Raw genomic sequence first — 16,286 nt, 5'->3', positions numbered from 1 at the left:
CAAAGAAAAAAGTCTCATAATATGTTATACACGAATTTATGAGACTTTTAGAAAACTAATAGTGTACAATTTCAAATAATATTTCACCTATTTACATGTGCTAATAAGAGCATTTGTTTAAAACTCATTTTTATACTCTTTACCAACTCATGAATATGCGGTTTCTCTAACATACTCAGATGGGAACCTGGCACTTGCAAAGCGTATACTTCCCCTGATGTATATTCATTCCATCTGTTATAATCTACTAGTGGGTGAATGTCATTAATAGATGCATTAAATAGAAAGATATCTGCTTTTATTTTTTGTTTACAATTATATTTTAGGTATGCATATCTATTAGCTATCATTACTTTTAACTTATTCATCATTGGATCTTCAAAATTTTGCTGACAACTATTTTTATTCAATGTAAATTTTTTCAGTAAAGATTCTATTAATTGTTCTTCACTCATTTGCTCAAAACTAATTTTCTCAATCCCTAACTGATCATTGAATTTTTCCAATTCTTCAAAGGCATTCTTAATATTTAAACTAAGAATCTCCTTACCTTGTTCAATAGGATGAACATCAAGTAAACCTAGAAAACTAACTTTATCACCTAGTTCTTCTAATTTTCTAGCCATTTCAAATGCAACTATTCCTCCAAAAGACCATCCTAATAAGGCATATGGCCCTTCTTTTTTTACTTGTTTAATCTCTTCTATATATCTTACCGCCATTTCCTCTACAGATAAGTTTGAAAATCTATTATCATCATATCCTATAGATTGTAACCCATATACAGTCTTATCCTCTCCTAATTCTCTAGCCAAATCATAATAGTTTAATATGCCCCCTCCTTGTCCATGAACAATGAACCATTGACTATCCTTGTTTGTCCCATTTTGAATTGGAATTAAACACTCACTGTCTATTCCTTTATTCCTACTTATTACATCACTTAATTGTTCAATAGTAGCATTTTGAAATAATAAACTTAATGGCAGTTGCACATTAAACATTCTCTTGATATTTTCGAATAACTTTAATCCCTTAAGAGAATGACCACCTAATTCAAAGAAATTATCATTTATACCAATATTATTTACGCCTAATATACTACTCCAAATATCAATTAAACTACTATCTATGTCATTTCTTGGTGGTACATAATTACTATTGTCCAGTGTATTTAGCTTCGGTAACTTACTTCTATCTATTTTCCCATTTTGTGTTAATGGTATATTGTGAATTGGTATGAGTTGTTGAGGTATCATATAATGTGGTAACTTTGTTGCCAAATATGCTCTTACCTCTGGAATAGGAATATCTTTTTCTGTAACTACGTATGCACATAAATACTTTTCCCCAGCTTCATCTTCTTGATCTATTACTACGGCCGTTTTGATTGTCTCATATTTTAACAAACTCGCTTCTATCTCACCTAGTTCTATTCGATATCCCCTTATTTTTACTTGATGATCGACTCGGCCCAAGTATTCAATGTTACCATCAGGTAGCCACCTTGCTATATCCCCTGTTTTATATAGTTTCTCACCTCGTTCAAATGGATGATCAATAAATTTATCTGCTGTTAATTCTGTTCGATTGATGTATCCTCTAGCTAACCCTATGCCAGAGATACATATTTCACCTGGAACACCTATAGGTTGTATCCTATAAAATGAATCCAATATATAAATTTTAGTATTTAACAATGGTGAACCTATCGGTACGTTTTGTGTTGTAATTTCTTTATTACTCTCATATCGATAAGATGTACAACAAACTGTAGCCTCTGTAGGTCCGTATCCATTTAATATTTGGAGGTTCCCCCTAAATAGATGATCGTATTTTGCGAGTAATTCTGTTTTAATGGGTTCTACTCCCACAAGTAGCTTATTTAACACTATCTTCTGGTTATCTCTAACAAAATAATCATATATTTCATTTAATAAAGTAGGTGGAATATATGATAATGTAACCTGTTCTTCAAGAATAACTTGTACAAGTTTTGATACATCAAACTTCTCACCTTGATAAATAGTCATTCTTGCGCCATATATCAATGGGACAAATATCTCAAAAATAGTAACATCAAAAGAAATACTACTTGAGAATAGAACGTTATCAGTTATCCCTATATCTTGAGAGAAATCTTCATACATTGCACACAAAAAATTAGTCAAGGATCGATGTTCAATCATTACTCCTTTAGGTTGTCCTGTAGAACCTGATGTATAAATAACATACGCTAAGTTGTGAGGTTCTATCATCATTTGCATGTCTTCTCCTGGTTCTTCTTCAAAAGACATATCCATTAGATCTATTACATTACCTTGGAATTCTATCCCCTTTATAATAGAGTTTTGATGTACTAATACATGTGAACACCCACTGTCTGTCAGCATATATTCCACTCTTTGTTTTGGTAAGGCGGTATCAATTGGTAAATACGCCCCACCTGCTTTTAAAACACCTAATATACCTATAACCATCTCGATGGATCGTTCCATCATCACACCAACAATGGATTCTCTTTTAACTCCTTGGTCTAATAACCTTCTCGCCAACTGATTAGCTTTTATATTTAATTCATTATATGTAATTCCTTTTTCATTACATACAACGGCTATTTGATTAGGGTTCCGTTTTACTTGTTCTTCAAACATTTTATGCACTAATAAATGATTAGAATTTGAATTCTCTTTTTTGTTAAATTCATTCATAATACAATGTTCTTCTTCTATAGATAACATATTAATATTACGCAATCGTACTCTAGGGTTATTAGTTACTTCCTCAACTATATTTGTAAAATGTACCATTAACCTTTCTATTGTCTCCGCTTTAAATAACTTAGTACTATATTCTACTTTTAAATGAATGTTATTATCTATTTCCGTTGCTACTAATGACAAATCAAATTTTGAAACTGACTGCTTAAACGGATACGGTGTAAATTCTAATTCACCAATAGATATTGGATTCATATCCATGTTTTGAAAAACAAACATGGTATCAAATAATGGATTTCTACTTGTATCCCTATGCAAGTCTAAACCTTCTAATAGTTCTTCAAAAGGATAGTCTTGATTTTCATAAGCTTCTAATGTATTGAGTTTTAATCTACTCAAAAACTCAATAAACTCATCGTCATTTTCTAGATAATTTCTCATTACCAAAGTATTAATAAACATACCAATCATATGATTAGTATCAGAATGAGACCTTCCAGCAATAGGCGAACCTACAATAATGTCTTCTTGACCTGTGTATCTAGATAAAAGTATGTTATAAATGGCCAATAAAATCATATATGGCGTAGTACCAGTTTCAGTTGCTAGCTTATTTACTTTAAAAGTTAAATCTCTTCCCAAATTAAAAGAACAAACATTACCTTTAAAGCTTTGTATAGTCGGTCTTTGAAAATCGGTTGGAAAATTTAAAACCGGGAGTTCTCCTTTTAAAGTTGTTAACCAATAATTCTTTTGTTCACTAATTAGATTCTTATAGTAAGGTCCATTTTGCCACATCACATAGTCTTTGTACTGCACTCTCAATTTTGGAAGCTCATTTCCTTTATACAATTCTACAAACTCTTTTATTAATATCCCCATTGATAAACCATCAGATATTATATGATGCATATCTACTACAAGGATATGTCTTTCTTCTGCTATCCTTAAAAGCAACACCCTTAATAATGGAGGTTTTGATAAATCAAATGGACTTATAAACTCATGTATTAAATAATCCGCATCTTTTTCATTTACATGAACGTATTCAATATTGAAATCTACATTAGGCTCAATTTTCTGCACTAATTCCCCATCTAAAATTTGAAAAGAAGTTCTTAATATTTCATGTCTCTCAATTAAAGATTGAAATATATTTTCAAACTTATCTTTACAAATATCCCCTTCTACTTTAAGTATTGTGGGCATATTATAAGTTGTATTTGTACCATCTTCGAATTGATCTACTATAAACATTCTCTTTTGTGACGTAGAAGCTAAATAATACTCTTGTTGTTTTACAGGTTCTATGGAAATATAATTACTTTTTTCCATTTCTAATATACATTTTGAAAAATCAACCAAAATAGGAAACTTAAATAGGGATTTAATAGATAATTGCACATTAAATTCTTTATTAACGATAGAAATTAGCCTAGCAGCCTTTAATGAATGACCACCTATCTCAAAAAAATTATCCCGTATTCCTACCCTTTGTATTCCTAATACATCTTTCCAAATCTCAACTAATTTTCTTTCTGTAGAATTTGTCGGCTCTAGATGACTAGATTTCAAATTATTTATAGGTTGAGGTAATTTTTTTCTATCTATTTTTCCGTTTTGTGTTAACGGTATGTTTTGAATGGATATGATTTGTTGAGGTATCATATAATATGGTAACTTGGTTGCTAAATATGCTCTTACCTCTGGAATAGGAATATCTTTTTCGGTAACTACATACGCACATAAATACTTTTCTCCACTTTCATCTTCTCGCTGTATTACTACGGCGGTTTTGATTGTCTCATATTTTAACAAACTTGCTTCTATCTCACCTAGTTCTATTCGATATCCCCTTATTTTCACTTGATGATCAACTCGTCCCAAGTATTCTATGTTACCATCAGGTAGCCATCTCGCTATATCTCCTGTTTTATATAATTTCTCACCATGTTCAAATGGATGATCAATAAATTTATCTGCTGTTAATTCTTTTCGATTGATGTATCCCCTAGCTAACCCTATGCCAGAAATACATATTTCTCCTGGAACACCTATAGGTTGTAGCCTGTGAAATGAATCCAATATATAAATTTTAGTATTTAACAATGGCGAACCTATTGGTACGTTTTGTATTGTAATTTCTTTATCCCTCTCATATTGATAAGATGTACAACAGACTGTAGCCTCTGTAGGTCCGTATAAATTTAATATTTGGAGGTTCCCCCTAAATAGATGATCGTATTTTGCAAGTAATTCTGTTTTAATTGGTTCTACTCCCACGAAAAGTTTATTTAACGATATCTTCTGATTCGCCCTTACAAAATAATCATATATTTCATTTAATAAGGTAGGTGGAATATATGCTAACGTGACCTGTTCCTCAAGAATGACTTGTACAAGTTTTGGTACATCAAACTTCTCACCTTGATAAATAGTCATTCTTGCTCCATATACCAATGGGACAAATATTTCAAATATAGTAACATCAAAAGAAATACTACTTGAGAATAGTACATTATCACTTATCCCTATATCTTGAGAGAAGTCCTCATACATTGCACACAAAAAATTAGTTAAGGAACGATGTTCAATCATTACCCCTTTGGGCTGGCCTGTAGAACCTGATGTATAAATAACATATGCCAAATTTTGAGGTTCCATCGTTATCTGCAAATCTTCTACTTGTTCTTCTTCAAAAGGAATATCCATTAGATTTATTACACTACCTTGAAATGCTACTCCCTTTATAATAGAGTTTTGATATGTTAGTACATGTGAACACCCGCTGTCTGTCAGCATATATTCCACTCTTTGTTTTGGTAACTCGGTATCAATCGGTAAATACGCCCCACCCGCTTTTAAGATACCTAATATGCCTACAATCATCTCAATAGAGCGTTCCATCATCACACCAACAATGGATTCTCTTTTAACTCCCTGGTCTAATAACCTTCTCGCCAACTGATTAGCTTTTATATTTAATTGTTTATATGTAATTTCTTTTCCATTACATACAATCGCTATTTGATTAGGATTCTGTTTTACCTGCTCTTCAAATAATTGAGGAGCTGTTACAGTCTCACAAAGTAATGTTTTATGAACTCTAGTCGTATGATTGAAATCAAATAATATTTGATTCTTTTCTGTTTTAGGCATTACATCTAGATCCATTGCAGATTTATTTGGATCTTTCATTAATATATCTAAAATATTATATAAATGATTAACTATTCTACTAACTAATCCTTCACTATATAAAATAGAATTGTAATCCACTTGAACCTTTAACTGTTCTTCATTTTTCATAAACCTAATAACCATATCAGAGTTTATTTTATCTGTACTCTCATAACAATGAATATCATCTAACATTACTATTGTATTTAATAAGGGAAGATTATTACTCTCTCCATCTAGACTTAATAATTGAGTAAGTTTATTAAAAGGAAAATGACAATGTTCATTTGACTCTAAAATTGTTTCTTTAATTTTATATATTATTTCTTTAAAATTATCTTCTTGATTTATTTGAGTACGTAATAATAAAAAGTTGTTTTGAAAAACCGTCTCTTCTTGACCTTGTTTAAAAACTGGCATTCCAATTACTACATCATCCTTATCGGTATATCTACTTAAGAGATATTTCACACCTGATAATAAAATAGTGTACAGTAACATATCAGAATTATTGCTAATTGCTACAGCTCTCTTCGCAATATCCGATGGGAATTGACAATAATAACTTTCTTTAGAAGCCTGAATATTATTTAAAGACAGACAATCACAAGGAAATCTACTTAACTCAACATCACCTGATAACTTGTCTAACCAATATTCTTTTTCTTTTTTAAATTTTTCACTAGATAATAAAACCTGCTGGGTAAATTTATCAAGCATTTTTTCTTCCCACCATTCTCTATGATATTGATACTAAATACTACATATTTAGTGGTTATGTTCCCCATAGACCTATCCGTTTTATCATGAGGGGGCACAATCATACTCGTCATTGGGAGTCTTCTTCCTCAGTAATAAAACTCCCAATGACGACCAATTAGATTGCTACTTTAACGATAGAAGTTTCACATAAAGCATAGAAATGCACTTTTCTCTTACTCAGATACATCTCTTAATTTTTTCACTTCACAGATTTTACCCTATCTAGTATTTTCATAATTAACTCGCCCACGATGTCAGCTTGATGTAGTAAAAACATATGACCACCATTAACTGTTAGAAAATGAACCTCATTGCCCCATTCTACCCACTTCTTAGCCCCTTTTACTGTATAATTAGAGTCTGTTGTTCCACTAATAATATATAGGGGCGCTTTCAACAATGTTGTGTCATCATTTATATAATTCTCAATGGCACGAAAGTCTGATCGAATAACTGGAAGGATATAGTTTAAAAGCTCCTGATGTTGTAATACTTCATCCGGTAATCCTCCCAAAGACTTTATATAATCTATAAAGTCTTTATCATCTAAATGATTTGTTTTTCTTCTTATTTCCGGTGGATTCATAGCAGAGATAATAACATTTTTAGGATTTATGCCCTTACTTTCTAAAATTTGAGCCATACGGTGAACTATAATTCCTCCCATGCTATGGCCAAATAATGTAACCTCTCCCTCTAAAATTGGTTGCATCTCCATTAAATATAAATTAACAAGATCATCTATGTTATCAACTAGTGGAGAAAGATTAGGACCATGGCCTGGAGGATCAAATGAAATAAGTTTTATATCTTTCGGTAAATAATTCTTTAAAGGTAAAAAAGAATTCGAATAGCCCCCAGCATAAGGAACACAAACCAAATATTTGTTACTATTCAATCCTGGCGATAAATCTTTAATTAATTTTCTCAAGTGACTTCTCCTTTATTAAATAAAATTTTCATCAAATAGTTGTTTAATCAAACAAATTATCAATTTCTTCATCACTAAGGTTTAAGGTTTCAAAATCTGATGAAGTAAATTCTTTTGTTTGCATTTGACAACAGGATTGGATATATGTCTGTAGTCGTTCTAGATAATCTGAAAATAAATTTTCTACAAAATTCTTTTGAAAATGACTTGTACTAAATGTCACATGAATTTCTAAGCTTTTATTCTTAACCATGGCCACAATATCCAATAATGCAGTAATATGATTATCTTTTGATTGTTCACTGCCACTTTGATAATCAACAATAGTAAACCATCCATCCCCGAGAGAATTATCTATCTCTCCTAAATAGTTAAAACGAATTATATTTTGAGTTAAATCTTTGCAAGAAGGAAACTTCTCTTTAAGAATTCCATATCCAATTCCCTTATTAGGTCTTTTACGAACCTCTTCTTTAACACTCTTTATTTGATTAGCAATATTATGTGAAACTTGTAATACAATAGGATACATCGTTGTAAACCACCCTACTGTACGTGAAATATCAAGATGCTCAAATAATTCCTCTCGACCATGACCTTCTAACTCAAATTTAATTTGATCTTGGTTTGTGTATTTACCTAAATTTTCTGTCAACACAGCAAGTAACAACTCCATTGGTTGTGTATTGTAAGGCACATTTGCAGTAGTTAATAGTTTTCTTGTATCATCTGCATTCAATGTAACGGTAAGAGTAGTACAACTTTCAACAGTACTATTTTCTTTTTCTCTATTAATTTGAAAATTATTATCTAGCGTGTTATCTATGGATTCCCAATAATCTAATTCAGCACGTACTAAATTAACTCCTCGACTATTTAAAGCTTCAGACCAATCTTGGAAAGAGTTAGTTTTTAATGGTAGCGATGGAACTTCTCCTAAATAAAAGCTATTCAAACATCGGTTTGCATCTTCAATTAAAATACGCCAGGACACAGCATCAACAATAAGGTGGTGTGCAGTTAATAATAACAACTGTTGATCATTTGAAAGCTGGAATAAGGCCCCTTTAAATAATGGTCCTACATTCAAATTTAAACTTCCTTTTAACTCTTCACCTTTTATATGAACCTGATTCAAAGCCATTTCAATTGGAATTTCAGACAAATCAAACATGGTAACCTTAGAATCAACAATGGACATATCTTCGTCATAATAGAAGTAATCCTGCTTATCCTCATACCTTAACCGTAACAAATCATGATGATGCATGATCGTATTTAACATCTCATTAACATATTCTTCTTTAACCGGCTTCTTCAAAGACAGTAATACCGATTGATTCCAATGATGCGGGTTCTTAAACTGTTGATCAAGGAACCAACGCATAATAGGAGTAGGCTCTACCTTTCCTGTTACCAATGTTTGTGAGACTGTAACATCTTTTTGTTTAACTAACATTGCTGCCAATTCACTTACAACTGGATAATTTAGTACATCTTTAACTCTAACTTTCCATCCCAGTTCTTGTAATCTAGCGCTCACTTGGATCGCTTTAATAGAATCTCCACCTAAATGATAAAAATTACTATGCAATTCGATTCTATCAGTCTGTAATATTTCCTTGAGAACTTCACTAACCATTCCAGTAACATCTTCATCTACTTCTTCTAAATGAGTATGATTAGAACCGTTATTTAACATCGGATCTGGCAACGCTTGACGATCTACCTTTCCATTGATAGTAAGCGGTAGCTGATCCATATAGATAAAAAATGAAGGAATCATATAACTTGGTAGCATATGCGAAATAAAACTGCGTATTTCTATATTTTGAACACTGTCTTTCAAAACAATGTAAGCAACTAGATGATTTGAATTATCCTCACCTTGCCAATTCACCACTACTACATCTTTAACAGACTTGTGTTGTAACAGTGCATTCTCAACTTCCCCTATTTCAATACGATATCCTTTAACTTTCACTTGAGAATCCATCCGTCCTTGATACTCAATTAATCCATTTGGCAACATGACAGCTAAGTCACCACTTCGATACATCTTCTCACTCGAAATAAATGGATTGGATAAAAAACGTTGCGCTGTTAAATCCGGACGATTTAAATAACCTTTAGCTACCCCATCACCCGATATATAAATTTCTCCTTTTACACCAATAGGAACCGGCTGAAGATTCTTATCCAATAAATATATTTGAACATTATCAGCTGGTGTACCAATTGGTACGGATGCTCTTCGATCTAGATCTGGATCATAACGATGAATCATACATCCAACCACAGTTTCAGTTGGTCCATATTCATTAATTATTTCAACTTTACCGCTAAAAAGATCATATATCTTTTCGGCTACTGAGGTTTTCAAATCCTCTCCACCCACAATCAATCTGCGAAGAGATGAAACTCTTGGGGGTGAATAGTTATTTAACAATGCTAAATGTGAAGGCGTAACTTTCAACACTGTTACTACATTTTCCTTGAGTATTTTTGACAAAATAAACTCATCTTCATTATCATGATATATTACTAACAATAAACCACTTATTAAAGGAGTGAATATTGAAGTTACTGTTAAATCAAAAGAAACGGATGAATATAATGCAAAAACATCATTTTCACTACTAATATAGTTCTTTTTAGCCCAGGAAATATAGTTAACCAATCCACATTGAGTGATTACAGTTCCTTTAGGATTCCCCGTGGTTCCAGAGGTATAAATTATATATATTGGATCATTTGGTGCATTTACTAGGTTTAGATTGGCATTATCTCCTTCATAAAGTTTCTGATCACATATATTAATTTTCTCACCTAAATATTCTAAATTACCCTCATTTGTATAGTCAGTTAAAAGTAATGTTGTGCCGCTATCATTCAAAATATAACGAATTCGGTCCTCTGGGTAGGAAGGATCTATAGGCAAATATGTACCTCCAGCCTTAATAACTCCCCAAATTGCAATTACTATCTCAAGTGAATGTTTAGCTAGTATACCCACGACTTGACCATTTTTGACTCCTTTTTCTCGTAACTTTCTTGCTAACTGATTAGATTTCTTATTTAATTCAAGATAAGTCATTGATCTATCAGCATGTTGAATTGCTATTTTTTCTGGTGTCTGTTTTACTTGTTCTTCAAATAATTCTTGAATAGTTTTTTCTTTCGGATACACAACAGCTGTATTGTTAAATTTCTCTAACATAAACTTTTGCTCATCATCCGATAACAAAGATAATTCTTTTATCGATTGATCTTCATTACGTAAAACTTGTTCTATTAAAGCTAAAAACCTTTCATGCATACAATTGATTTGATCTTCTTCAAAATCCGCGACTTTATAATCATATTGAATTTCTAAACCTTCATCTGCCCATTCCTTAATAACTAACTGCAATGAATAGGCTTGGTAACCACTGTAAAACTCCACGTTTTCTAAAGAAAATCCATCAATAGTATTTTTAAGTTTTGTATTATAGTAATTCACACTATATTGAAATAAACCATCGTATCCTTTACTAGTCAATTGCAAGTCTTTTACCAATAAGTTATAAGGATAACGCTGGTGAAATAGACATTGTTTTATTTCATGATTTACTCTTTTAATGAAAGATAGAACACTCTCATCTTCATCCACATTTAATCGTAACGGCATTGTGCTAGTAAACATACCTACTATTTTCTTTTCTAGTACACCGGAACGATTTAGTACAGGAGATCCAATGATTATGTCTGATTGATCATACATTTTATGAATATAAATAAGCATAAAGGTTGAAAATAATGTATTCATAGATATTCTATGTTTTTGTATAAAAGACTGTAGAGCAACCGATTTTTCTTTTTCAATTAAAAATATCTTTCGTTTCCCTTCTAGAGAATGAGATGTTTTTGATAAAAAGAAATCTGGCAGATTCATAAATTTCTCATTCCAATAATTCTTATTTTTTACGTATCGAGGGGATTCCAGATATTTCTCCTCTGCTTGTAAATAAGACAGATAAGTAGATTCAACCGTATCATTTATATGCTCATCATTCTTTAACTTAGAGTAAAAATCGATAATTTGACTCGTCATAAGTTGGATTGTCCAACCATCAGCTATAATATGATGAAACTTAACAAAATAGGAGCTTTCTACATCACTTATTTTCAAGAGCACAAATTCAAACAGAGGGCCTCCTTTAAGTGGAATTTGTTTTTGAAATTCATCCTGGGCCCATTTTCTAGCTTCTAAACTTGGATTATGATGATTAGAAAAATCAATTAAACGTATTGGTGTAGGTTCAAATGGTGATATATATTGGTGGGGTTCTCTATGTTGTTGAAAAATCCGTAGACGTAAACCATCATTTTTCTTAATGAATAATTGAATTGCTTTTTCTAAAATTGTAAAATTAATTTCCCCATTAATAAGAACCATCCCTCCGATGTTATACATAGATGTGTTTGGATAAATTTGTTCATTATACCAAACTCTTTTTTGTGGATGCGTAAGAGAATGCTTTACAATTGTTTGTTGCATATTTCCACTTCCCCTCTATCCACATCCGTTGGTGTTTCCGGAAATTGTATATTAATATAGTGAGGATAAGGATTTATATTCTCAAGATTATGTTCTAAAATTAATATTCCATTTTCGTTGCTAGTTTCCTTAAATCCAGCTAATCGGTACGTAACAAACATCATACGGTTACGGTCAGTCTGTCGAAACTCAGCCAAAAAGCGTTTACCTGCCTGTTTTGTCCTTTCCATTAGATATGTGAGGAGTATAGTACCAACGCCACGGGACATTACACGACAAGACATGAGAAGAAGTTTTAGGCAGTCGGCTTCCTCCGTCCTTTTTACAAGTGTTAAACCAATCTTCCCATAGGAGCCATATTTGTCTGATAACTCACAAACTAATAATAAATAATCTGGATGATTACGATAATAGTTTAATTCATCATAATCATAGGTAATACCAGTCGAATTTAATTGATTCGTACGTACTGTTAACTCCTCTGCACGCTGCAAATCTTCCTCACGAGCCTCACTAATCACAAAATTCATCCCAAGTGAAGCTAAAAATTCTTCTTTTGGGCCTTCATATTCTTCTTCATCCTTCGTTCTCTTAAGATTTTCTAAATACATCAGTCTTCGACGACGTGAATCTTCTGTAATTCTTTTTGGTTGTAGTCGTGGCAAGTCTAATAACGACTTATATTCATTTACATGTATACACAGAATATCATTATGAACACTCTGTACTTCTTCTAATTCAAAAGGTTGGTCATCAATGAACGCAAAAGTATCAATACCTATGTTTAAATTTTTTCTAATTTTCTCAATGGAACTAGATTTAGAGTTCCAATGAATCTCCGGATATAAAAAATACTCTTCTATTCCAAATTCCCGTAATTTAGCTATTGCATCTTCGTAGTTATTTTTACTAGCAACTGATTGCAGTATTCCACGTCGATCTAATTCACATATAATTTCATAAATTCCAGGTTTTAAAGTAACTGTACCACTCTCTAATAAAACACCATCCCAAATTGTACAATCTAAGTCCCAAACAACACATTTAATTTCCTTACTCATGATAATGCCTCCTTTGTTTTATTCATTTTCACAGTTCCCATCTCCATCACTATAAGCTTATCTGCCAAATGAAAATATTGATCGTCGTGAGTAATAGCAATAATACATTTACCCTTCGCTCGCATTTGAGGTAACAATTCTTCATAAAAGAAGCGTCTATAACCAGGATCTTGATCCGCTGCCCATTCATCAAATAAAAGTATAGGTCGATCTTCCAAATACGTAACCAGCAATGCCAACCTTTTCTTTTGTCCAGTTGATAGTTGCGTAGTAGTAAAGCGCCCATTCTCAATGCCAACCTTGTCACTCAGTTGGAGAAGTTCTAAATAATGATCGATTTCTGCTTTCATTCCTTCTGTATTAATTCCATATAGCCTATCAAAAACATGAAAATCACTCAGGATAGCTGAATAGTATTGATTCAATTCCTCTGGAGCTATTTCTTTTCCATTTAATAAAATGTTACCTTCATTAGGTTCATATAACCCAGTAATCAGTTTTGATAAAGTAGATTTTCCACTCCCATTACCACCAGCAATAAAGACTATTTCTCCAGAATTAAACTCCATGTCTATTGGACCAATACCAAAACCAGTAAAATCTCCATCTTTATTCTTATACTTATAACTTACATTTTGTAGCTGCAAACAAATTGGCACATCTAAGTACTCTTTTGTTGTCGCGATTTGCTCATTTGCCTTTATATGATCTACACTCTTCACCATTTGTTGAATACGTTGCCAAGAAATACGTACATTTACGAGCTGAGGGATACCGCCCAGTATTTCATTAACTGGACCTGTCATATACAGAAAAACGATTACATAGTTACTTATCGTCTCTTTCGGCATATTAACAAAAATTTCTGGAAATACGAAAACTACAATACCAATAACAAAAATGAATAATAGTTCTCCCAGAACAAACACATTTGCAAATTTAATATCTCCTATCGTTCGTTTAACACGATAGTTATTACAGCTTTCATTCATAACTTCTCGAAAATCGTTTCGTTTTCCAGTATGAAGCCTAAGCTCTTTGAAACCATGCCTTAGATCACCAATCAAACGAAAATATACATTCTGAATATCTCTTGTTTCATTCCAAACTTTATCTGCTTGTCGTCCGATCAAAGAATATACCCCTGCAGTAATAAAGATGATACACAAGGATAGTAAAAAGGCATACATATTCATTACACCAAGATAGAGAAAACAAAATAGTAACGTTAATAAACTTGTTCCAGCAGTAACTAATAGATTGAGAGAACGAGAGATAACTTCCGTATCGTTATTTAATGTCGCCTCTATTCGGCCCTTCTCAATCAACTCCAATTTGTAATAAGGAGTCTGTAACAACTTATCTGTTAATTCCATCCTTTTTTCATAAACTAGCTCGTTTGTATACGATACAATGCTAGTTCTAATAATACGTTGTGAAAAGATATACATAACGATTCCAAGTACAAAGTAAAACAACAAGCCATTTTCCAAATTATTTGATCTAACAAACGTTTCATTAATCACAAAAATGAGAAAGGCATTACCAAATCCTGATATTAATCCCAAAACAATTAAAGTCAAAAGCGACTTTCCCTTTTGTCTTGGAAAACAAAGATTTAAGAATGTATGGATAACATAGGCCAAACCCACCCCAGCAATTGCATATATTGCAAGTACAACAGTTGAAGGAGCCCAAACTTTTATAAATGCCCACGGAAGCCCTCCAAACAAGAGATTTGGTAGTTGATAAAGTGCATAAATCATTAGCCCATATATCGCAACAACTAATACCATATGTAACCATGTTTTTCCCGTTGGTAATATAAACTTTCTTTTTCTAAAAATAATCTCCCTGATTAAATGAAATAACATGACCAATAACGTTAGTAAACACAAAGATGAGATCACAAATAAGGCTGTTCCTATTTGATCCGTTTTCTTATATTCATCATAGAGTAACGGTTTAACTTCTTTATCTATCATCATATTTAAAAGACTGCTACCGATATAGTAAGTGTAATTACTATTCAGATTTGCTAATACTACGACCCCTATCTGTTCCTCATCACGGAAACCAATATACGATGAATAATTTGGGTTACTTCCACCATGTGAAATTTCCCCTCCACCACTTTGATAGACCTCCCATCCAGCTGCATATGAAGCTCCATTGCTATCTGGGGCAACCTTTCTATTCGCTTTATGAGAATCGTTAATCAATTCCTCCGGAAACATCCTAGGCTTTTCAACCCCAAGCTGTAATTTTAACCATCTTTCCATATCATTTATATTTGAAATAAAATATCCAGCCGGTGTATTCCCCCTATAATTAGGAGCGTCATAGGGTAATGATTGTAAGAAATTACGCTTGTAACCTTGGGCCATGTTATCTAATGGGACCATCTCACGTCCAGCGTATGTACTCAATAAATCCAACTTTGATAGCACATGATCTTGAACATATCTTTCAAATGATTGATTAGTTGCCTTCTCGATTACTAAGCCTAATAGATCGTAGTTAACCGTAGAATATTCAAAACTGCTACCCGGCTCTCGGTTTAGTCCTATTGGCATAACATTTCTAATCGTTTTCTCAATAGAATCTTTGCCATTGGTTATAGGAATATATCCAATGGCCTTTTCCGGTATTCCACTAGTATGGTGTAATAAGTCATAAAGTGTAATTTCATAAGGTTTTCCTTTATACTCCATTTCAAACCATGAAACATATTTAGTTAAAGAATCACTAAGTTTAATTTTCCCTTCTTTTTCTAGCTGCAATACAGCTAATGCCGTAAAAGCTTTTGAAGTAGAACCTAGCTCGAAAAGCGTCTCATTCGTAACTTGACGTTTTTTGTCTGTATTGGCATAGCCATAATTCTTCTTATAAATCGTTTCGTTTCCTTTTACAATTACTACTGAAAGTCCAGGAATACCCGCTTGAGATATTTGTTCTTCTATATGCTTCTGTATTTTCTTCTCATTAAACTGTACCGTTTCCTGTGCTTCTACCTGTCGATAAGGGAGTCCTATTAAAGTCATTAAAATGATAAACTTCAACCATATGTTTAACTTCATATTTTTAGCCCT

The 16,286-nt window shown here is 32.4% G+C and carries 5 protein-coding genes; all 5 read right to left on the bottom strand.

Going from position 1 to position 16,286, the window contains the following annotated elements; translation table 11 throughout:
* Positions 1-83 precede the first annotated feature (83 nt).
* Positions 84-6,620 carry an amino acid adenylation domain-containing protein gene (locus tag QCI79_RS28780; protein ID WP_021728625.1) on the bottom strand — a complete coding sequence of 2,179 codons (6,537 nt, stop codon included), beginning with the start codon at positions 6,618-6,620 and terminating at the stop codon, positions 84-86.
* Between the two features lie 241 nt (positions 6,621-6,861).
* Positions 6,862-7,593, bottom strand: a complete 732-nt coding sequence (locus tag QCI79_RS28775; protein WP_021728624.1) for a thioesterase II family protein — start codon at positions 7,591-7,593, stop codon at positions 6,862-6,864.
* A gap of 43 nt (positions 7,594-7,636) precedes the next feature.
* Entirely contained in the window at positions 7,637-12,133 is a 4,497-nt protein-coding gene (locus QCI79_RS28770; protein WP_021728623.1) for a non-ribosomal peptide synthetase, read from the bottom strand.
* Positions 12,115-13,194, bottom strand: a complete 1,080-nt coding sequence (locus QCI79_RS28765) for an HAD-IIIC family phosphatase (protein WP_000031545.1) — start codon at positions 13,192-13,194, stop codon at positions 12,115-12,117. Before QCI79_RS28765 ends, QCI79_RS28770 begins: the two co-directional genes overlap by 19 nt.
* Positions 13,191-16,274: a cyclic peptide export ABC transporter gene (locus tag QCI79_RS28760; protein WP_021728622.1), complete on the bottom strand. Its 3,084-nt coding sequence runs from the start codon at positions 16,272-16,274 to the stop codon at positions 13,191-13,193. Before QCI79_RS28760 ends, QCI79_RS28765 begins: the two co-directional genes overlap by 4 nt.
* Between the last annotated feature and the right edge of the window lie 12 nt (positions 16,275-16,286).

It is taken from the genome of Bacillus cereus group sp. MG1, assembly GCF_040460035.1.
GTDB classification, from domain to species: Bacteria; Bacillota; Bacilli; order Bacillales; family Bacillaceae_G; genus Bacillus_A; species Bacillus_A cereus.
The sequence above is the reverse complement of the archived record's forward strand: the minus strand, read 5'-3'. Positions and strand labels throughout refer to the sequence as shown.